A 19,140-nucleotide genomic window follows, 5' to 3' on the forward strand; every position below is an offset into this window, starting at 1 on the left:
TGGGAGTGGTGTCGTACCGATACGTGCTCGACAACGGAGGGGGATCGCGCTGCACTGCGATCGTTGAGGGGCACGTCCGACTAATCCGGACCGAACATAAACCCCGAATGAACTTCCGGAACTCCGGGATTCCCCTACACGCGTGTCACGCTTTCTTCTCGGTGCTGTTGGCGCGGACGTAGCGCACGACGAACAGCCCGCCACCGACCACGAGGGCCACGGGAAGGACGTAAACCAGCAGGTTCAACCCCTCCGCCTTGGGTTCCAGGAGGACCCACTCGCCGTACTTGTCGATGAAGTACGCGCGGATCTCCTCCGGACTCTTGCCCGCCGCGAGCTGCTCGCGCACGAGCCCCTTCATCTCCAGGGCGAGGTCGGACGGAGAATCGGCGATCGAGAGGCCCTGACACACCGGGCACCGGAGCGCCGCGGCGACTTCGCGCGTGCGGCGCTCCAGCGCGGAATCGGCACCTACAACCGGAGGAGCCGCCGACTCCTGGGCACGCACACTCGTAGCCGGGAGCCCCAGGAGGAGTGCCACGATGATCCGCCGCGAGGCACCGCCGACCGTCGATTGGAACACGCTCACGGCGCGCCTGCCACAGGAGCCGCAAGGAGGCTATCCAGCTTCTGGGCCAGAAGGCGATCCGTGACCGCCCCGATGTGCTTGTAGGCCACGCGCCCATCCTTCGCGATAAAGAAGGTCTCGGGCGCCCCGTACAGCCCGTAGTCGATCGCCGTTCGGGTCCGCGCATCGTTAACGGACGGGTAGGACTGGCCGCCCATCTCGTCGATCCATCGCTTTCCTGCCGACGGAGAGTCGTTATACAACACCCCGTAGAACTTGACCCCGCGGGTCGCATAGTCGGCAGCGACCTCGGTCAGTGCCTGGTGTTCGCGTCGACACTCCAGACACCACGAGGCCCAGAAATTGAGCACCACCACCTGCCCCCTCAGCTCCGACAGCCGGATCGTGTCGCCGACCGCACGCTCCTGCCCCGGCTCACCGGGTGCGAAGACTTCGAGGGCGAAGTCTGGTGCCATCTTGCCAGGTAGCGGGGACTTGATCTCGCCGGGATCACGGGTAAGCCCAAAGGCGAGCAGCGCGATGATGGGCAGGGCGACCAACCCCGCCATGCTTGCCCGTCGCCAGTTCAGCCCAGGAGCCGGGGTTGCCTCGGGGGTCGTCATGTGGCGGCAACCGGTGTGGGCGCGGCCAGGGCCGCCTCAGGCTCGGTGACCACCGCCGGCGCCTGTCGACGGAATGGCGCGATGGAGATGAGGGCTCCCAGGCAGATGATCATCCCACCAGCCCAGATCCATGGCACCAGCGGCTCCACAATCACCCGCAACGTCGCATTAGTGCCGTCCTGCGCGAACGCCTGCAAGTTCATGTAGATGTCCCCTGACGGACGACTGCGCACCGCGGGCGTCGGGACTGGCTGCTGCGACGTTGGATAGAAGTTCATGCGAGGGTCGAGGCGCGCGATCTCCTTGCCGCCCTTCAGGATCGCGACGGTGGTCCCGATGACCGAACGTTGCGGCTCCTCACGGCCCCAGACCTCCTCGAGTCGCACCTCGAGCCCACCGACCGTCATCGACTCGCCCTTCTTCAAGGTGGCTTCGTGCTCAGCGCGGAACGTGGCCGAGGCGGTAATGGCCACCGCGACCGCCACGACGCCGAGGTGGGCGACATATCCCCCGTATCGTCGGCGATTCGTGGCCAGGAGGTTCCCGAGGGCATCCACGGGCGATTCCCCGCGCATCCGCATACGCGCCCGCGCGCCCTCGACAAACTCACCAATGTTTGCGACGGCGGCGAAAGCAGCAAAGGCGAACGCCAGCACGGCATACGGCGACCGCGCCCCGGCGAAGGTCGACAACAGGAGGCCGACAACGGCCCCGACCAGCGGGGGGAGCAACTTGCGCCGCAGCGTGGCCCGATCCGCTTCTTTCCACGGCAGCGCGGGGCCTACTCCCATCAGGAACAGCAGGGCGGCACAAATGGGAATCGTCATCCGGTTGAAGAACGGCTCGCCCACCGACACCTTTTCGCCGCGGATCGCCTCGGCGAACAGCGGAAACAGCGTCCCGACCAGCACGGTGAAGGTGAAGGCCGTCAGCAACAGGTTGTTGAACAGGAAGACCGTCCCGCGCGAGGCCACCCCCTCCAACTTGCCGAAGCTTACCAGACGCTCGCTATTCCCAGCCACGAGGACAAACGACGCCAGCAGGGTGATCGCAATGGCCACGAGGAAATAGTACCCGATGAGCCCTTCCGTGAACGCATGCACCGAGGACAGCACCCCCGAGCGCGTAAGGAAAGTCCCAAGGATGGTGAGCGCAAAGGTGGCCACCACCAGGTTCAGGTTCCACAACTTGAGGAGGCCGCGCCTCTCCTGCACCATCACGGAGTGCAGGAAGGCGGTCGCGGTGAGCCACGGCATGAAAGAGGCATTTTCCACCGGATCCCACGCCCAATATCCCCCCCAGCCGAGCACTTCGTATGACCACCACATCCCGGCGATGATCGCTGCGGTGAGAAAGGCCCAGGCACCGAGGGTCCAGCGGCGAGAGAGGCGAATCCAGCTGCCGTCGCCAACCTCACCGGAGGCCATGGCCCCCATGGCAAAGGCGAACGGCACGGTCATCCCGACGTACCCGAGGTACAGGAGCGGGGGGTGAATCCCCATTAACCAGTGGTTCTGCAGCAGCGGGTTTGGCCCAGGGCCGTCCGGCGGCACCGGAAAGACCGCCCCAAACGGAAAGGCCGGCGCCACCAGGAGGAACTGGAAGAAGATCCCGACGCCAAGCAGGGTGGATGTGGTATACGGAATCAGGTTGCCGGCGCGCGATCGATTCCAGAACACGACCAGCGCCGTGAGCAGGGCGAGGACCCATCCCCAGAAGAGGATGGATCCCTCGAGTGCCCCCCACAACGAGATCACCGTGTAGTACAGCGGGGTGGCGCGACTCCCCACCTGTGCCACGTACTCAATGGAGAAGTCGTGCGCGACGAGACCGAAGATCATCGCGAAGGTCGCCGCGGTCATCAACCCGAACTGCAGGTAGGTCGCCGCGTACCCGGCGTTCACCCATGCCGCCTGCCGCCGACGAGCCCCAAACGTGACCAGGAACAGCGCGGCCACCGTCACAGCGAGCGACACGTACAGCGCGCTCGCCCCAATCGCCCGTGTCACGAGGCCTTCTCTCCCTTGATCAACGACCGATACATCTCCTGGGGACGCTCGCCCGGCTTGGGCGCCCGGTACTCCTCGGAGTGGCGGATCATCAGCTCCTTGGACTCAAACACCTTGCCGGCGCCGTATCGGCCGATGACCACAACCCCCATCCCGTCTCGGAACATCTGCGGCGGCGCCCCCTTGGAGTGCACCTCGATCTCCTGGGCCCCGTCTGTGACGCGAAAGCGAAGGTCCAGCGCGTCCGCGTCCCACTTCACCGAACCGGGGGCCACCTGCCCGCCGAGCCGGACCGTCTTGCCGTAGGCCTCGGGTCCCAGCTGCGTCAGCTCCGCCGGTGTCTTGAAGTACTCGAGGTTATCCTCGATGCCACCCAGCATGAGGTAGGCAAACGCGCCGGCCACGATGACGCCGGCGATGACAAACACGGCCGTGCGGCGGCCCGAATCGGAGCTCATGCGCCACCTCCCAGTGCGGATCGTGCGCTCGCTACCCGCGCCTCAGCGGCCTGACGAGCGCGCCGCAGGTGCAGGCCATACCCGACAACCGCCATCCACGTCACGGCAAAGGCGGCAATGATGAACGCATTGTTGTACTCAGGCACGTGAACCTCCGGGGGTCCCCTTCAGGGCCAATCGATCCATGAGTTCCTCCGCGGTCTGCGTCATGAGCGCGGACCGATAGCGATGCGCCACGGCATAGGCCATCAGCAGCATCAACGCGACGGCGTTGGCCCGCAGGGGCCAGGTGTAGCTCGAATCCAGGGTCATCGGGCTCGACTGCATCTGGTGCAAGGTACGCCACCAACGCACAGACATGTAGACAATTGGGACATTGAGCGCACCCAGCAACCCCACCACCGCACTCCATTGCGCCCGGCGCTCGGCGTCATCCACAAACGTTCGCAGGATGAGGTACGCCACGAACATGAAGAACAGTACGGCGGTGGACGTCAGCCGTGGCTCCCATGTCCACCAAATACCCCAGGTCGGCTTGCCCCAGATCATTCCCAACGCCAGGGTCAGGCCGGTGAGGAGCATCCCCACCTCCGCGGCCGAGGCCGCCAGCAGGTCATCAGCCAGGCGCCCCTTCCACAGGTAGCGCAAGGATGCCAGCGCAACGAGAAGAAAGGCCAACATCGCGTTCCACGCGGCCGGTACGTGCACGTACATGATCTTCTGCAGATGGCCCATGTCTCGGTCGGGCGGGCTCGTCAGGACACCGTACGCTTGTGCGGCGACCAGCAACAGGAGGCCAACCAACCCGACGGTGGTCCACCGCACCTCACGGCGCGGCACGGCCACTCCCTCAGCACGGCTCACCACGTTTTCCATATCACACCTCGATCACGAATTCGAACACGGCCAGAGCGGCCGCGAGGAAGACCACGTCATACACCAGCAACATCCGAATCCAAGCGCCCGCGTCGCGCATCACGTTCCCTTCGAGCAAGGAGGTCGACGCCTCCACGGCCCCGAGCAGGACCGGGATCATCATCGGGAACAACAGGAGCGGCAGCAGGACTTCGCGCGACCGGCTTCGACTCGACATCGCGGCGTAGAACGTCCCCAGCGTGACGAACCCGATTGTCCCAAGGAGTGTAACGAAGAGCTGCGCCGCCCAGGCATCGGGGATCGATACATGAAACAACACGAGGGCTACCGGAATTACGATCAGTTCGACGAGCCCGACAAACGCGAGATTCGCGAGGAGCTTGCCGGCGAAGATCGACCAGCGTGACCCGGGATAGAGGAGCAGCGGCTCCAGCGCCCCGCCGTCCAGCTCGAGTTGGTAGGAGCGGTTGAACGCCAGGACACCGCTGAAGAGGATCGCCAGCCAGATCGCCCCGGTTGCGGCCTCCCTCAACGACTCCGTGTCTGGGCCGAGGGCGAAGCCGAACAACATGAGCACCAACACGCCAAGAAAGGTGACGGCATTCAGCCCGCTCTTTGATCGGCGCTCGGCGGTGAGGTCTTTCATGGCCACGGCGCGGACGCGCCGCCAGTCGTCGCGCCAGCTCATGACGCCAGCTCCGCGAGCATTTCGCTCGCCGACGGCAGTTGGGGCTCGGCTTGTCCCTCCACCCGACCCTGAAACATCACCTCGACCCGATCGAGGAGGGCGCCCGCGCTTTGTCGATCGTGCAGCACGATGAGCGCAGCTCCACCGTCTGACCCGCGGACCACCTCCGCCACCACCTCGTTCACCAGCGCGACCCCCTGGCGATCAAGTGAGTTGTACGGCTCATCGAGCAGCAGCACCCGGGGCCGCTGCATGAGGAGCCGGGCGAGGGACAACCGGCGCTGCATTCCGGATGAGAAGGTGCGGACACGCTCGTCACCGTCCCGAAGGAGACCCACGCGGTCGAGGGCCGCATCAATCCCTGACGCCTCGCGGCCCAACATGCTGGCGGCGAACTCGAGGTTCTCGCGCGCGGTCAGGTCGTCGTAGAGCCCGGGGTGGTAGGTCATCAGGGCGACCTGCCCCCGCACCCAATCCGGCCGCTCACGGACGTCACTTCCCAGAACCCACGCCCGCCCTGACGTCGCACGAATGAGGGTCGAGAAGACGCGCAGCAGGGTGCTTTTTCCGGAACCGTTGTGCCCTTCGAGCCCGACAACCTCTCCCGGCCGGACGACAAGGTTGGCTCCCCGAAGCGCCCAGCGACGGCCGTACCGGCGCGTGACACCATCGGCCTGAAGGGCCAAGGTGCCGTGGTCCGGATTGAGGGGGATGGCGGTCGCTGGCACAGGCAGAATCTAACCCCCACTATTCCGCCAGATCGCGGGTGGGTCCCCCGTAACTTCCCGTCAGCCTTTCCCTTACGCCAGCCCCCCGTGACGACCCCTCTTTCATCTAATGCCGGCTCCCCGGCGGGCGGGCCCCCCGCTCCGGCAGAGATGAAGCTCCCCCGTTCGTTTCTTTCGCGCGGCGGTGCGGCCACCCTCGCACGCGACATCGACCTCAAGGAACTGGCGTCGGCCCTTGTCGACCCCGCAGTGACGCTCTGGGTCGATATCGACAGCTCCAATCGCGCGCAGTTCGCGCTGCTTGAGAAGTTGTTCGGGTTCCACCCGCTGGCCATCGAGGATGTCCTCAACCCGATGAGCCGCCCGAAGGTGGACCAGTACGACCAGTACCTCTTCGTGACGCTGCGCGTGGTGCGGTTCGTCGACGAAACCACCGATCCCTACGACCTGGAGACGGCGAACCTCTACTTCTTCATCGGGACCAACTACCTGGTGACGGTCCACGCCGGTCCGTCGCACCACGTGGAGCAGCTGGCGGGGATCTGCCACCGGACCCCGGACGTGATCGGGCGCGGGCCGGCCCGCGTGGCGCACCAGCTCATGGATAGCGCGATCGACGCCTACTTCCCGATCCTGGACCGGGTCGACGAGTTTCTCGACTCGCTGGAAGAACGGGTCTTTGCCTCGTTTGACGAAGGGTCGCTGCGCGACATCTTTGCCGTGAAGCGTCTGGTGCTCTCCCTGCGACGGTACCTGGCCCCGCAGCGCGAGATCTTCAACATCCTGTCCAACCGTCCCTCGCCCCTGCTCGCCCCCGAGCTGCAACTCTACTTTCGCGACGTGTACGACCACATGCTGCGGATCAACGACTCGCTCGAGACCTATCGCGACCTGTTGAGCAGCACGATGGAGAGCTACCTCTCGCAGGTGTCCAACCGCCTGAACCTGGTGACGAAGGGACTGAGTGTGGTGGCGACGCTGAGCGTGCCGTTCGTGGTGGTCAGTGGCATGTGGGGGATGAACTTCAACCGCAGCATCCCGTTGACGGACCACCCTTGGGGGTTCGAGATCATGCTGGTGGCCCAGCTGGCGTTAGGCGCCGGGCTCGTCGGCCTGCTGCGGTGGCGCAAGTGGCTGTGACGGCCGACCTGATATTTGGCCCGGCTGCGTTCCGTGCCTAGGGCAGCGGACCCCGCCAGGCGGCCAGCCCGAGCTCCAGCATGAGGGCGAGCATGGCCAGCCCCAGCGGCCACCGAAACAACTCTGCATAACGCGTGAACACGCGCGTGCGCACCGGCGTACGCTCCAGCTGGTCAATCTCGAGCGTGATGCGGTCGAGCGCCGCCGCATCCCGCGCCCGGAAATATCGCCCACCCGTCCGCTCGGCCACCTCGGTCAACAACTGATCGTCGATCTCGACCGGACGATTTTCGTAGCGCAGGCCGAATACACCACGCCCCACGGGCACCGGCGCCATTCCCTCCGTCCCCACCCCGATCGTATAGATCTTAACGCCAAAGGCGGCCGCCGCCTGCGCGGCGGTCCGCGGGTCGATCGCCCCCCGGTTGTTCACACCATCCGTCAGAAGTACGATGACCCGGGACCGACCGGGTGCCCCCCGCAGCCGGTTGGCCGCGGTCGCAATCGCCGTTCCGATTGCCGTTCCGTCCTCCAACTGACCGGGCTGCAGGTTATCGATGGCGGCCAGCACCACGGGGTAGTCCGTCGTCAGGGGCACTTGCGTGAGCGCCTCGCCGGAAAAGGCGACGATCCCGATGCGGTCGCTGGAGCGAAGGTTCACGAACTGCTTCACCTTCTCGCGGGCGACTTCGAGCCGATTCTGGGGTTGGAAGTCCTCGGCCAGCATTGAGCTGGAGATATCGAAGGCCACCACGATGTTGATCCCCTCGCTGTTGGCTTGCTCGGAACGCCCGGCGATGCGCGGACGCGCCAGCGCCAGGATGAACCCGGCGACGACCAGCGAGCGGAGGACGACCAGCGCCACCGGGATCCAGCTCCCCACTCTGGGGCCCTGGGCAAGGACGGAAGTCCCCGAGAAGGTGATCGCCCGATCGGAACGCCGCCGCCTCCGCCACCACCACCAGGCGGGGAGGAGGAGCAGCAGGACGAGAGCCACGGGACTCTCGAATTGGAATCGGCCAAGCCAGGCGGGGGTCCACACGGGTAGGGAACATACACGCCCCGCGCCCCCGGGTTTCGCCCCACAGGTTGTCGCTTGCGTCCCCCACAAACGCACGACCGGCAATTCCCGCCGCCCGGCCGTCGGAAGCCGTATGTTGATGCCGGACAACGACTACGCCGATACTTCCGTCGCGGACACGCGAGGAACGACCCCTGCATCAATGGCGAGACACGATCCCGATTCGACCGACCCCGATCCGATGCGAGACGAACAGTTGTTGACGAAAATCGCCGACGCCGTGCTCATCGTCAGTCGCGACGGGATCATCGCCAAGGCGTCCAAGGGCGTTGAGCGCATCATTGGCTTTGCCGGAGCTGGCCTGGCCGGAAAGCGACTCACCTCGTTGCTGCACGAGGACAACGTCGCCGAGGCGTCGCAGGCCGTCCTGCGCGTGTCGAACGGCGCCGAGCTCCACGTGCCACAGCGCTGGCGCACACGCACCAATGAGGGGGCGTTCGTGGACATCGAGTTCACCGCGACCCGGCTCGCCGATGCCCCAGCCGAGCGGTGCGTGGTGGTGTCGATGCGTCCAGCCCCGGCTCGTGAGGCCGAGGAAAGCACCGATGTGCTCAAGGACCCCCTGACCGGCCTCCCGTCCCGTGCCCTCTTCCGGGATCGGGTGGAGCACGCCCTCGCTCGCGCGCATCGTCAGCAGCTTCCCCTCGCCGTCCTTCTCCTCGAGTTCGAGGATTTCCGCGCGGGCGCCACCCGCGCGACCATTCAGCAAGTGGAAGCCGTCATCGCGGCGGCCGCACTCCGACTGGCGACGTGCCTCCGCGGCACCGACAGTGCCGCCCGGTTCGAGGGCGCACGCTTCGGGATCCTGCTCGAGGACATGGCGGACGAGAGCAACTTCGTCCAGGTCGCGGAGCGGATTGGGCAGGCATTCGCCACGCCCCTCATGGCGGGCCCCGCGGGCTTTGTGGGCAATGCCAACCTTGGGATTGCATCGGCCACCCCAGACGACACGGTGGACGATGTCCTGCGTCACGCGGACGTCGCCCTCCGGGCGGCCAAGCGCCGCGGCCGTGGGGCCTGTGAGCTGTTCGACCCCCGGGTGCACGAACCCGCGTTGTCGCATACGCGACTCGAGGACGACATCAAGCGCGGCATCGACGCCGGGGAGTTCTCCCTGGTGTACCAGCCGATCGTGATCCTCCGGAGCCGTCGCATCGCCGGCGTCGAGGCCCTCGTGCGCTGGAATCACCGCACGCGAGGACTGGTTCCTGCCGCCGCCTTTGTCCCGGTCGCCGAGGAGTCCGGGCACATCATCGAGTTGGGCAAGTGGATCCTCCGGGAAGCCTGTCGACAGGCGCGCACCTGGCAGGATTCGATCGGCCCCGATCGTTCGCTGACGGTCACCATCAACGTCACAGCCAAGCAACTCCTGCACGGCACCTTTGTGGACGATGTCGCCGTCGCCATCCGCGATTCGGGCATCGAACCACACCGCCTCGTCCTCGAGGTGTCCGAGGGCGCCCTCGTCGCGCACCAGGCGGCCGCGCTGACCCGGCTGCGCGAAGTCCGCACCCTCGGGGTCCGAATTGCCATTGACGACTACGGCTCTCGTGGGGCGTCGCTCGGCGATCCGGGGGAGATCCCCGTCGATATCCTCAAAATCGACCGCAGCTACGTGAGCCAGGTGAACCGGCGGCCGGAGGAACACGCCGCCACGCGGGCCATCGTCGCGTTAGGCAAGCTCAAGCGGCTTCGCACCGTGGCCGAGGGCATTGAGCGGGAGGAACAACTCGCCGAGTTGCTCCGGTTCAAGTGCGAATACGGACAGGGGGCGCTGTTCTCCGAACCGGTCACCGCCGCCGACTTCCTGGAATTGCTCCGCCGCGACTGACCTCCCGGTTCAGCCCGGGAGGAGGAACCGCACGACGGCGAGCGCCACGACGAGCAGCAGGCTCATCGAGGCAAGCGCGGCGAGCGTGGTGCGCACCCCCGCCGTGCGGATGCTGTCCGGGGACACCGCCAGGCCAACCCCGGCCATGGCGGCCACCGTCAGGGCGTGGGCCACCACCTGCGCTCCGTGTGCGACCGTGGTCGGGATCACGCCGGCGGTGCGTAACGCAGCCCCGGCGAGGAACAACACGAGGTACCACGGGAGCACCTTGCGAAGTGCCGCGCCCACCCCGGTGCCGTGCGCTGCGTCGCCTGCGGAGTGGCGGCCAAGCCAGACCAACCAGGGCACCATCAGCATCACGCGCACGAGCTTCACCATCGTGCCCACCTCGCCCGCCGCGCCACTGACGGGAAAGGTCGCTGCGAGCACCTGGGGCATGGCGTAGACGGTCATCCCGGCCAACGCCCCGTAGCGGGCGTCGTCCAGGGCCATCACGGTCCCGATCACGGGCAGGGCAAGCACCAGCCCGATGCTGAGGAGCGCCGTGGACGCGATCGCCGACGCCGTCTCCATGGCGGTCGCGCCGCTCGCCCGCGCCACGGCGACGATGGCCGTGTTGCCGCAGATGGCATTCCCCGACGCGACGAGCACCGCATGGCGCCGGCCGAGGCCACACCAGCGCCCGATGAGGATGCCGGCGCCTAACGCGACCACCGTCGTCCCCACCGTGCACGCCACCAGCAGCGGTCCGGCGGCCGCAAACCGCCGCAGGTCCGTCGTGAGGCCAAGGACTACGATCGCGACTTCCAGCACCTGGCGCCCCATGAACGCAACGCCCGCCTCCCACGACGCGGGCAAGGGGCGCACCGCATGGACGATCATCCCGAACAGCAGGGCGAGGACCACCGCGTCCGGTGCCCACGACACCCGCGGCGCCGCGAGTTGCGACACCCCCCAGGCAACCAGCGCGACGCCCCCCGCTGCCGCGACGCCCGGCCAGCGACGCCTCACGACGACGCGGCGACGGAAGTCGGAGCGCTGGGCGCGGCGATGTACTCCTTGCGATACAGCGTCACGAACTCGAAGAAGTACTGGATCGCCAGCGGGCCGAGCAGTACACCGAGCAACCCGAAGTACTTCACCCCGGCAAAGGCGCCAATCAAGGTCACCATCGGGTGCAGGTTCGAGACCCGCCGATAGATCAACGGTCGGATCACGTTGTCGATGTTGCTCGCCAGGCCAGCACCGATCACCAGGAGGGTCACCGTCGCGCCATACCGTCCCTGGGCGAGGAGCACCAGCACCCCGGGGAGCCACACGAGAGCGCTTCCCAGCACCGGCAGGATCGACGCAAAGCCGGTCACGACCCCCCAGAAGAGCGCGTTAGGCAGGCCGACCACGAGGAATGCAATCCCGATCAGGGTCCCCTGGGCGAGCGAGGTCAGCAGGGTCCCAAGCACCGTGGCGTGCGTGACCGAGTAGAACCGATCACGCAGCAGGTTCGCCCCCTCCTCCGAGAACGGGAGGAACTCGCGGAACGCCTTCCACGACACCTCGGCCGAGACCAGCATGTAATACAGCGCAAAGAACGAGATCACGAGGTTCAACGTGGCGCGCGCGGCGCCACCCACAAAATCGAACGCTTGCTGGGACAACCAGCGGAAGAAGGTCCCGCTCGCCTTGGCGACCTCCGCTCCGATGTCCACCGTCCCGATCTTCGGGAGATTGCTGAGGTGCGCGAATGCGTTGGACTCCTGGGCTCGACGGAGCATCTCGGAACCCTGGTCGGCCACCAGCGCGACGATCCACATCACCGGTAACGCAATGGCAACCACCGCAAAGACCAGGGTCAGGGACGCCGCACCGTCCGGCCCCACGCGCCGACGCAGACGCTGGTAAACAGGGACACACAACACATAGAGGACTGCCGCACCAAGCAGCCCGACGGCAAACGAGGAGATGGCCATCAGGATCCCCGCGCCAAGCAGGATGATCAGGAGACCGGCACGTTCACGCTTGGTATGGAGGAATTGCATGATGGGGTGTGAGCGGCGCGCCGTAATCTGGGGCCACGCGCCCTCCCCCGCACCTCACCCCAGCATTTGGGCCCGCCGCTCCACCTCGGCCTCGATCCGCCCGCACATCAGGTCACAGAGTCGCATCACGTCCCGGTCACCCAGGGCATAGTACGTCCAGCTCCCTTCCCGGCGGCGCTTCACGAAGCCCAGGGTGTGTAGCAGCGTGAGGTGCTTGGATGCATTGGCCTGGGAGAGGTCCGTCGCCTCCACCAGTTCAGACACGGTGCGTTCCCCATCACGGAGGGCGCTCAGCAACCGCAGGCGCGCCGGGTCGGCGAGCGCCTTGAAGCGATCGGCGACCAGATCGAGCAGCGCGGGGGTCAGGATGCGTGGCATGAGCAAGAGCGGGGAGGCCGGACGCAACCTAACGTGCCGCTCGGGGCTGGCAGCCCAGCCAGCCGAGCGCACCCAGTCCTCGCTCCAGGGGACAGAATCCCGTGAAGCTCGACTGGAGCATGTTGAAGCCCACGAAGGCCGTGAAGGCGAGCCAGGCCGGGTGGAGCCAGGTCGCGAAGGCCACGGAGGTGAGCACGAAGGCACCAGCAATGCGGAGGATGATGCGAGGAGGGCACATGGGGGATGGATTCGAGATGGGAAGACGACGCTCAGCGGGCAGGGGAACCCGGACAGACACGGTGTGGGGAGGTGCTAGAATGGCCATACATCCGTCCCCTGCCCCTGAGGCCCACATGATTGCGCAGACCACCCGGTATGGCTTTGGCGTGACCCTGACCGTCCCGTATGAGGAAGCCACGCGTCGCACCCGCGAGGCGCTGGCCACTGAGGGATTCGGGGTGTTGACCGAGATTGACGTCGCCGCCACGCTCAAGAAGAAGCTCGATGTCGACTTTCGCCCCTATGTCATCCTGGGGGCATGCAATCCATCGTTGGCGCACCGAGCCCTGACCGCGGAGCGAGACATCGGCTTGCTCCTGCCCTGCAACGTCATCGTGTATGCGGGCGACACTGAGGGGACGAGTGTCGTCGCCGCGATGGACCCGGTCGAGGCCTTGTCCCTCACCGGTCGGACGGACATCGCCGAACTGGCCACCGAGGTCAAGGCGCGACTGCACCGCGCCCTGGCGTCGCTCGAGACGACGAACTGAGCGGCGCATCAGCAGTACGTCTCCACGGGGAGCACCGCGACATGGAGGTGCTCCCCGGCCGTGAGGGACGCCTTGTACTCTTTCAGTGCCTGCACTAGGGCCTCCACGCGAGCGGCCGGCACAATACTGAACAGGATCGTGCCGCTCCCGGGCCACGCGCGCGTGCCGAGCAGCGGCCCACTCGGTCCACTCCCATGGACATTGCGCAGCTCGGTGTAGCCACCAGCGTCATGGGCATCAAGCAGCCGCGTCAGGCGGTCCTCGTGCGGTCCACTGTGGATGAGCATCAGCAGCTTCATACGGCCTCCGGTGTTGGGGCGCGGTGGCGGAGCTCCCAATAGAGGAGCGGGACCACCACCATGGTCAGCAGGGTGGCCGCGACTGCGCCGAACATCAGCGCCACCGCCAGCCCCTGGAAGATCGGGTCAAGAACCATCACGAGCCCGCCGATCACGACAGCGGCCGCCGTGAGCGCGATCGGACGAAACCGCACCGCCCCCGCTTCGATCACCGCCTGCCGCAGCGACCGTCCCCGGGCCTCCGCCAGCTGAATGAAGTCAACGAGCAGGATCGAGTTGCGCACGATGATCCCGGCCAGGGCGATCATCCCGATCATCGACGTGGCCGTGAAGAATGCGCCGGTGATCGCGTGCCCCGGGAGGATGCCGATCAGCGTGAGTGGGATCGGCGCCATGATCACGAGCGGGGTCGTGAAGGACTGGAACCACCCGACGACGAGGACATAGATCAAGATGAGGACCGCACCGAAGGCGAGCCCCAGGTCACGGAACACCTCGATGGTCACCTGCCATTCCCCATCCCACTTCATCGCGAGTTCGTCCACCGCCGTCGGCTGCACCGCGTTGTAGCGCGTGATCTCCGCCCCGTTGATCCGGACCGCGTCCAGCTTGCGGTTCATCTCCAGGATCGCGTACACCGGTGACTCGATGGATCCCGCCACGTCACCGGTGACGTAGATCGCCGGGCGTAGGTTGCGGCGCATACGCACCGACGATGTCGTCCCGTGCTCCACGGTGACAAAGCGCCCCAGGGGCTGCGGGCCAGCCATGGTCGCCACCGGCGTGGCGAGGAGGGCCTCGACCGAGGTCCGCTGAGACAGGTCAAGACGCGGCACGATGGTGCCCGGCTCACGGGCGGTCAGGCTCGCCAGCCGGCCCGCCGGGGCTCCGGACACGGCGAGATACAGGACCTGGGTGAGCTGCTCAACGCTCGCGCCGGATCGCGCGGCGAGCACGCGGTCGACACGGAACGTGGCCTGTTGCTGCGGTGCCTCGATGGTCCAGTCGACATCCACGACGCCCGGCGTGGACTCGAACACCTTGCGCACCTCGGTGGCCGCCGCGAGCCGTGTGGCGTCGTCCGGGCCATACACCTCGGCCACGAGGGTCGAGAGCACCGGGGGACCCGGTGGGATCTCGGCCACCTTCACCGAGGCACCAAAGTCCCGGGCAATCGAATCGATGGTGGGACGCACGGCGACCGCGATGTCGTGCGACTGGCGGTCCCGCTCGCCCTTCGGGAGCAGGTTGACTTGCACGTCCACGACGTTGGCGCCGCGGCGCAGGAAGTAGTGCCTGACGAGTCCGTTGAAGTTGAATGGCGCCGCCACACCGGCGTAGACCTCGGTGCTCCGCACCTCGGGGACCGACCGCAGGTAGGTCGCCATCGCCTCGCCAAGGCCCTGGCTGGTTTCCAAGGTCGTCCCTTCCGGCAGGTCAGCGATCACCTGGAACTCCGACTTGTTGTCGAAGGGCAGCATCTTCACCTGCACGGCACGCACCGCCACGAGGGCCATGGACACGAAGAGCAAGCCCACGGTGATGCCGTAGAAGATGTAGCGACGTCGCGGCTGTTCGATGAGCGGCGTCATGAAGCGGGTGTACCATCCGCCAAAGCGGCCACCCTCTTCCGGTTCATGCGCGCGGTCCGCCGGCGGATGTGGCAGCGCGCTGACGTGGCCACGCAGCAGGCGCAGGGCCAGCCACGGCGTGACAATGAACGCCACGGCCAGCGACGCGAGCATCGCAACGGACGCGCCGACGGGAATCGGGCGCATGTACGGCCCCATCATGCCCGAGACCACCGCCATCGGCAGGATCGCGGCGATCACCGTGAAGGTGGCCAGGATTGTCGGGTTGCCGACCTCGTCGACGCCCTCGATCGCCGCTTCCTCTGGCGTGGTGCGCCGCATCTGCATGTGGCGATAGATGTTTTCCACCACCACGATCGCGTCGTCTACGAGGATCCCGATCGAGAAGATCAAGGCAAACAACGTGATGCGGTTGAGCGTGTAACCGAGGGCGTAGTAGGCAAACAGGGTCAGGGCGAGCGTCACGGGAACCGCGACGAGGACGACGAGGGCCTCGCGCCACCCCAGGAAGAGTCCCACGAGGAGCGTGACGGAGAGCGTCGCGAGGAGCAGGTGGAGGATCAGTTCGCTGGCCTTCTCCGCCGCCGTCTCGCCATAGTCCCGCGTGACCTCGACGGAGACATCCGCCGGGACGATGCGCCCCTGTGCATCATGCAGGCGGGCCTCGACCGCGCGGGTGACCGTGGTCGCATTCGCGCCGGGGCGCTTGGCAATCGCCAGGGTCACGGCAGGGCGTGGCCCCTCGGTCCTGGTCGCGTGCGTCACGTAGTCCGTGACGTCCCCATGCCCTTCGCGGACGGCCGGGACGTCGCGGAGCATCACGGGCGCTCCCTGTCGCATCGACACCACGACCATGCCGACGTCCTGTGCCGTGGCCAGGGGAGCCCCGATCGCCACACGCACGCCTTGGTTTGCGACCGCGAGGTCCCCAGCCTGCACACGAGCGTTGGACCCGCGGATGGCCTGGAGGACCTCACCCGGTGTCACCCCACGAGCCGCCAGCTTGGCGGCGTCCAACCACACTTCCACCTGGCGCGATCGCCCCCCGATGACCGAAGTCTCGGCAACATCGGTAATCGTGCGGACCTCGTCCTCCAGGTGCACCGCGATGGCCCGTAGCGCCTCCGCATCGTAGGCCGCGGACGACAGGGTGAGCGTCATCACGGGCACGTCGTCGATGGAGTGCGGCTTGACGACGGGCGGCATGGCGCCGGCCGGCATCGCGTCCATGGACGACGCGAGCTTGGCATGGACGCGCGTGATGCTGCGCTCCTGGTCCTCACCGACCTTAAAGCGCACCGTCACCATGGCGTACCCGTCGCCGGACATGGTGTAGACATGCTCCACACCGGGGAGTTCCCACATGCGACGTTCGAGTGGACGGCCGATGGTGTTCTCCACCTCCTCGGGCCCGGCGCCTGGCAGCGCCGCGATCACGTCGATCATCGGTACCGAGATTTGCGGCTCCTCTTCGCGCGGAGTCGCCATGATGCCGATCACCCCGACCGCGAGTGAAGCGAGCGTGACCAGTGGCGTGAGTCGGGACTGGAGGAACGCCCGAGCGATACGACCTGAGATACCCATGGTCAGCTCCCGCGGACCGGGGCGGTCGGCACGAGGATCACATCACCAGCCCGCAACCCTCCCAGGACTTCAAGCCGCCCCTCGGGACCCGCGCTGACGCGCACCCAGCGGGTTGTCGCCGTGTTGCCCGTCCGAACCACGACACCGGTGAGGTCGCCTTGGCGCCGGACGCTCGCCGCGGGAATGAGAATAGCAGACCGTGTGCCGTTGGGAATGCGGAGCGTCGCGGTCCCACCGGCGGCCAGTCGCCGCTCGCCGTTAGGCACGATGGCATTGATGGTGTACAGCCCCCCCGACGTGGAGGGGACCACGGCCTCAACGACGCCGCGAGCCACCGTCCCCTCGATCACCACATCGACGAGCTGGCCGCGACGGAGCGTCCGCGCCTCCACGGGCTGAGCGGTTGCCGTCACGCGGAGCCTGGACTGGTCCTGCACGGAGACGAGCGGGGCACCGGGGGCCGCGAACGCCCCGGGATCGACCCAGCGCTGTGTGACCACCCCGGCCGACGGGCTGCGCACGGTGGCGTAGTCGGCGATCGCATCCACCTCCGCGCGGCCGGCTCGAGCGGCGTTCACTCCGGCCTCCGCACGCTGCAATCCCGCCTCCGCTGCGTCCAGTTGGGCTTTCGGTGCGGCACTGTCGGCAAAGAGCGCCCGCATCCGTCCCGCGTACAGCGCCGCTTCGTTGCGGGCCGCCTCGGCCGCAGCCATCGCGGCCTGGACCTGCGTCCCCTTGGCTTCCACGTCGCGCGCGTCGATGCGAGCCAGGACCTGCCCTGCTCGGACCACGTCACCCTCTTGTACGAGGATGGCCGTCACCGTCCCCATGAGCTTGGTGCTCACGGTGGACTGTGTGATGGGCTCCGCGGTGCCTGGTGCCTCGACCATGGCGGTGATCGTCGTGTCGGTCACGGTGAACGCCGTGCCGGAGGGTACCGCCTCGGTGGCGCTCTCAGCGTGCGGCGCCGGGTCTCCCCCGCAGGCTGCCAGGATGGCCAGGCCAGCGCCGAGGACAACAGATGAAGTACGGATCGTGATCATGGGAGGGTATCCAAACGAGAGAGCCAGGCCGGGGCATTTCCGGTGGCCTGCAGTCGGTCAGTGAGTGCGGTGATCAGTGCGTAACGCGAAGCGGCCTCGGCGAGGCGTGCCTGCACTTCCGTGGTTGAGGCATCCAACAACTCCGTGATGGCGGCCAGCCCGCCCTCGTACTTCCGCGCGATGATGCGATGCGCGTCGGTCGCCTGCGTTACCCCGCGCTCCGCGATGACCAGGCGGGCGGCGGCGACCTCGACGGCGCTGCGGGATTGCGCGTTCTCAAGGGCGGCCTGGGCGATGGCGCCGTCCTGCATCGCCCGAGCAGCGGCTACACGACTGCTCGTCACCCGGCGTTCCGACAGCTCGGAGGCCCCGCTGAATGGGGACCACGACGCCATGAGACCCACCGTCCAGTTGTTGCGCCCCCCGAACGGCAGGTCGGGTGAGTTCCAGTCCAGCCGGGCAAAAGAGTTCACCCGCGGGAGCAGCAGTGCGCGCGCGCGATCGTGATCGGCGGCCGCGGCGGCAGCTCCGGTGCGCGCCGCTCGTACATCCGCGCGTTCCGTCGTCCCCAACGCCATCACCTGCTCGACGCTTTCGCGCAAGCGCTGGGACGAGGGCAGCGCTGCAGGCAGGGCGAAGGTGGTGTCCTCCGGCGTACCAATCGCCGTGGCAAGCCCTGCGCGTGCGAGCCGCGTCGCCGCGACCGCCTCGAGGTGCATCACCTCGACCTCGCCCGCCCGCACGGACGCCAGCATGGCGTCGCTTGGGGTCACCAGTCCATTGCGTTCCATGGACTGGGCCTGCCGGACGTGCGCCGTGGCGCTCTGTAGCGCGGTCTCCAGGGCCGTGGCCTTGGCCCCGGCGAGCACGGCCCCGTACCATGCGCGAACCACTTGTGCCGCTGTCTGGTTCCGGGACCAGGCGGCGACCTCGGTTGACGCGTCGGCCGCATGCGTCACGGCGCGGCGTCCAACCCAGGCATCGGCGTTGAAGATCGGCTGCTCGAGCACCAGGGCGGCCGCGTGATTCCCCACGGCGGACGGGAAGTTGAGGCGCGTGGGGTCGAAGTCTGCCTGCGCGATGCGGCGCTGCCGCAACGCGGTGCCGAAGGCCCCGATGGGGTCGGTGGTGCGCAGGTACCCCGCTTCCACGCGGGCACTGGGAAGGATGCCCTTGAGGGGGAGGAGCGTGTTCGCCCGGGCGGCATCGGCCCCGGCGGATGCCCCCCGATTGGCGTACCCACGCTGGTCCGCGCGGGCGATCGCGTCGGCGAGGCCGAGGCGGGCGGGTTGGGCGTGCGCCGCGAGTGGGGCCAGCGCGAGCGCGACGACGAGACGAAGGGTCACAAGGCAGGGAGCAAGAGGTACTAGATATAACTATATGGTTATATCCCGACTCCTGCAAGTCCGTTCCCGCTTGTCCCAACACGCACGCGG

Annotated in this window: 20 protein-coding genes; 3 read left to right on the forward strand and 17 right to left on the reverse strand. The window is 67.2% G+C overall.

What is annotated here, in order from left to right; all coding sequences use genetic code 11:
* Nucleotides 1–145: 145 nt before the first annotated feature.
* The 8 genes from IPK85_20675 to ccmA all read right to left on the reverse strand — a co-directional run bounded on the left by IPK85_20675 (nucleotide 146) and on the right by ccmA (nucleotide 5,950).
* Nucleotides 146–589 (reverse strand): cytochrome c-type biogenesis protein CcmH, encoded by a 444-nt coding sequence (locus IPK85_20675; protein ID MBK8249780.1) that lies wholly within the window; start codon nucleotides 587–589, stop codon nucleotides 146–148.
* Nucleotides 586–1,191, reverse strand: coding sequence for a redoxin domain-containing protein (locus IPK85_20680; GenBank protein MBK8249781.1), 606 nt, complete (start codon nucleotides 1,189–1,191; stop codon nucleotides 586–588). The genes IPK85_20675 and IPK85_20680 overlap by 4 nt, the downstream gene beginning before the upstream one ends.
* Nucleotides 1,188–3,053, reverse strand: coding sequence for a heme lyase CcmF/NrfE family subunit (locus tag IPK85_20685; GenBank protein ID MBK8249782.1), 1,866 nt, complete (start codon nucleotides 3,051–3,053; stop codon nucleotides 1,188–1,190). The genes IPK85_20680 and IPK85_20685 overlap by 4 nt, the downstream gene beginning before the upstream one ends.
* A gap of 143 nt (nucleotides 3,054–3,196) precedes the next feature.
* Nucleotides 3,197–3,658: a cytochrome c maturation protein CcmE gene (locus IPK85_20690; protein MBK8249783.1), complete on the reverse strand. Its 462-nt coding sequence runs from the start codon at nucleotides 3,656–3,658 to the stop codon at nucleotides 3,197–3,199.
* On the reverse strand, nucleotides 3,655–3,804 hold the full coding sequence (locus IPK85_20695; GenBank protein ID MBK8249784.1) for a CcmD family protein: 150 nt from the start codon (nucleotides 3,802–3,804) through the stop codon (nucleotides 3,655–3,657). The genes IPK85_20690 and IPK85_20695 overlap by 4 nt, the downstream gene beginning before the upstream one ends.
* Entirely contained in the window at nucleotides 3,797–4,522 is a 726-nt protein-coding gene (ccsA, locus tag IPK85_20700) for a cytochrome c biogenesis protein CcsA (GenBank protein ID MBK8249785.1), read from the reverse strand. The genes IPK85_20695 and ccsA overlap by 8 nt, the downstream gene beginning before the upstream one ends.
* Before the next feature lie 13 nt (nucleotides 4,523–4,535).
* A complete protein-coding gene (locus IPK85_20705) occupies nucleotides 4,536–5,222 on the reverse strand; it encodes a heme exporter protein CcmB (protein MBK8249786.1) in 687 nt (228 codons plus the stop codon).
* Nucleotides 5,219–5,950 (reverse strand): heme ABC exporter ATP-binding protein CcmA, encoded by a 732-nt coding sequence (gene ccmA / locus IPK85_20710; protein ID MBK8249787.1) that lies wholly within the window; start codon nucleotides 5,948–5,950, stop codon nucleotides 5,219–5,221. Before ccmA ends, IPK85_20705 begins: the two co-directional genes overlap by 4 nt.
* 150 nt (nucleotides 5,951–6,100) lie before the next feature.
* Here ccmA and IPK85_20715 point away from each other — a divergent pair, with 150 nt between their 5' ends.
* Nucleotides 6,101–7,090, forward strand: a complete 990-nt coding sequence (locus tag IPK85_20715; protein ID MBK8249788.1) for a magnesium transporter CorA family protein — start codon at nucleotides 6,101–6,103, stop codon at nucleotides 7,088–7,090.
* Between the two features lie 37 nt (nucleotides 7,091–7,127).
* On the opposite strand, the gene IPK85_20720 is transcribed toward IPK85_20715, so the two are convergent.
* Entirely contained in the window at nucleotides 7,128–8,087 is a 960-nt protein-coding gene (locus IPK85_20720; GenBank protein ID MBK8249789.1) for a VWA domain-containing protein, read from the reverse strand.
* Nucleotides 8,088–8,352: 265 nt separating this feature from the next.
* Between IPK85_20720 and IPK85_20725 the strand changes: the two genes are divergently transcribed.
* Nucleotides 8,353–10,002, forward strand: a complete 1,650-nt coding sequence (locus IPK85_20725) for an EAL domain-containing protein (GenBank protein ID MBK8249790.1) — start codon at nucleotides 8,353–8,355, stop codon at nucleotides 10,000–10,002.
* Between the two features lie 9 nt (nucleotides 10,003–10,011).
* Here the strand turns inward: IPK85_20725 and IPK85_20730 are convergent, their stop codons facing one another.
* From IPK85_20730 to IPK85_20745, 4 genes are read right to left on the reverse strand one after another with little or no spacing between them, the layout of a single operon-like run.
* Complete coding sequence (locus IPK85_20730; GenBank protein MBK8249791.1) at nucleotides 10,012–11,013, reverse strand: putative sulfate exporter family transporter; 1,002 nt, start codon at nucleotides 11,011–11,013, stop codon at nucleotides 10,012–10,014.
* Nucleotides 11,010–12,038, reverse strand: coding sequence for an AI-2E family transporter (locus IPK85_20735; GenBank protein ID MBK8249792.1), 1,029 nt, complete (start codon nucleotides 12,036–12,038; stop codon nucleotides 11,010–11,012). Before IPK85_20735 ends, IPK85_20730 begins: the two co-directional genes overlap by 4 nt.
* Nucleotides 12,039–12,092: 54 nt before the next feature.
* Complete coding sequence (locus IPK85_20740) at nucleotides 12,093–12,416, reverse strand: winged helix-turn-helix transcriptional regulator (GenBank protein ID MBK8249793.1); 324 nt, start codon at nucleotides 12,414–12,416, stop codon at nucleotides 12,093–12,095.
* A 28-nt stretch (nucleotides 12,417–12,444) separates the two neighbouring features.
* Nucleotides 12,445–12,654, reverse strand: a complete 210-nt coding sequence (locus IPK85_20745) for a DUF2892 domain-containing protein (protein MBK8249794.1) — start codon at nucleotides 12,652–12,654, stop codon at nucleotides 12,445–12,447.
* A gap of 115 nt (nucleotides 12,655–12,769) precedes the next feature.
* On the opposite strand from IPK85_20745, the gene IPK85_20750 reads away from it, so the two are divergent.
* Nucleotides 12,770–13,186 carry a DUF302 domain-containing protein gene (locus IPK85_20750; GenBank protein ID MBK8249795.1) on the forward strand — a complete coding sequence of 139 codons (417 nt, stop codon included), beginning with the start codon at nucleotides 12,770–12,772 and terminating at the stop codon, nucleotides 13,184–13,186.
* Between the two features lie 8 nt (nucleotides 13,187–13,194).
* Here IPK85_20750 and IPK85_20755 read toward each other — a convergent pair whose 3' ends face one another.
* The 4 genes from IPK85_20755 to IPK85_20770 are packed head-to-tail and all read right to left on the reverse strand — an operon-like array spanning nucleotide 13,195 to nucleotide 19,050.
* Nucleotides 13,195–13,485, reverse strand: a complete 291-nt coding sequence (locus tag IPK85_20755) for a hypothetical protein (protein MBK8249796.1) — start codon at nucleotides 13,483–13,485, stop codon at nucleotides 13,195–13,197.
* Nucleotides 13,482–16,661 (reverse strand): efflux RND transporter permease subunit, encoded by a 3,180-nt coding sequence (locus IPK85_20760; GenBank protein MBK8249797.1) that lies wholly within the window; start codon nucleotides 16,659–16,661, stop codon nucleotides 13,482–13,484. Before IPK85_20760 ends, IPK85_20755 begins: the two co-directional genes overlap by 4 nt.
* A gap of 2 nt (nucleotides 16,662–16,663) precedes the next feature.
* Nucleotides 16,664–17,704 (reverse strand): efflux RND transporter periplasmic adaptor subunit, encoded by a 1,041-nt coding sequence (locus IPK85_20765; protein ID MBK8249798.1) that lies wholly within the window; start codon nucleotides 17,702–17,704, stop codon nucleotides 16,664–16,666.
* Entirely contained in the window at nucleotides 17,701–19,050 is a 1,350-nt protein-coding gene (locus tag IPK85_20770; protein MBK8249799.1) for a TolC family protein, read from the reverse strand. The genes IPK85_20765 and IPK85_20770 overlap by 4 nt, the downstream gene beginning before the upstream one ends.
* Between the last annotated feature and the right edge of the window lie 90 nt (nucleotides 19,051–19,140).

Source organism: Gemmatimonadota bacterium, from assembly GCA_016712265.1.
Classification (GTDB): domain Bacteria; phylum Gemmatimonadota; class Gemmatimonadetes; order Gemmatimonadales; family Gemmatimonadaceae; genus RBC101.

Coding starts and splice junctions, on each gene's coding strand:
- IPK85_20680 (MBK8249781.1), bottom strand. CDS start 1,191: ATGACGACCCCCGAGGCAACCCCGGCTCCTGGGCTGAACTGGCGACGG.
- IPK85_20685 (MBK8249782.1), bottom strand. CDS start 3,053: ATGACCGCGGCGACCTTCGCGATGATCTTCGGTCTCGTCGCGCACGAC.
- IPK85_20690 (MBK8249783.1), bottom strand. CDS start 3,658: ATGAGCTCCGATTCGGGCCGCCGCACGGCCGTGTTTGTCATCGCCGGC.
- IPK85_20705 (MBK8249786.1), bottom strand. CDS start 5,222: ATGAGCTGGCGCGACGACTGGCGGCGCGTCCGCGCCGTGGCCATGAAA.
- IPK85_20715 (MBK8249788.1), top strand. CDS start 6,101: ATGAAGCTCCCCCGTTCGTTTCTTTCGCGCGGCGGTGCGGCCACCCTC.
- IPK85_20725 (MBK8249790.1), top strand. CDS start 8,353: ATGCGAGACGAACAGTTGTTGACGAAAATCGCCGACGCCGTGCTCATC.
- IPK85_20735 (MBK8249792.1), bottom strand. CDS start 12,038: ATGCAATTCCTCCATACCAAGCGTGAACGTGCCGGTCTCCTGATCATC.
- IPK85_20740 (MBK8249793.1), bottom strand. CDS start 12,416: ATGCCACGCATCCTGACCCCCGCGCTGCTCGATCTGGTCGCCGATCGC.
- IPK85_20745 (MBK8249794.1), bottom strand. CDS start 12,654: ATGTGCCCTCCTCGCATCATCCTCCGCATTGCTGGTGCCTTCGTGCTC.
- IPK85_20750 (MBK8249795.1), top strand. CDS start 12,770: ATGATTGCGCAGACCACCCGGTATGGCTTTGGCGTGACCCTGACCGTC.
- IPK85_20755 (MBK8249796.1), bottom strand. CDS start 13,485: ATGAAGCTGCTGATGCTCATCCACAGTGGACCGCACGAGGACCGCCTG.
- IPK85_20760 (MBK8249797.1), bottom strand. CDS start 16,661: ATGGGTATCTCAGGTCGTATCGCTCGGGCGTTCCTCCAGTCCCGACTC.
- IPK85_20765 (MBK8249798.1), bottom strand. CDS start 17,704: ATGATCACGATCCGTACTTCATCTGTTGTCCTCGGCGCTGGCCTGGCC.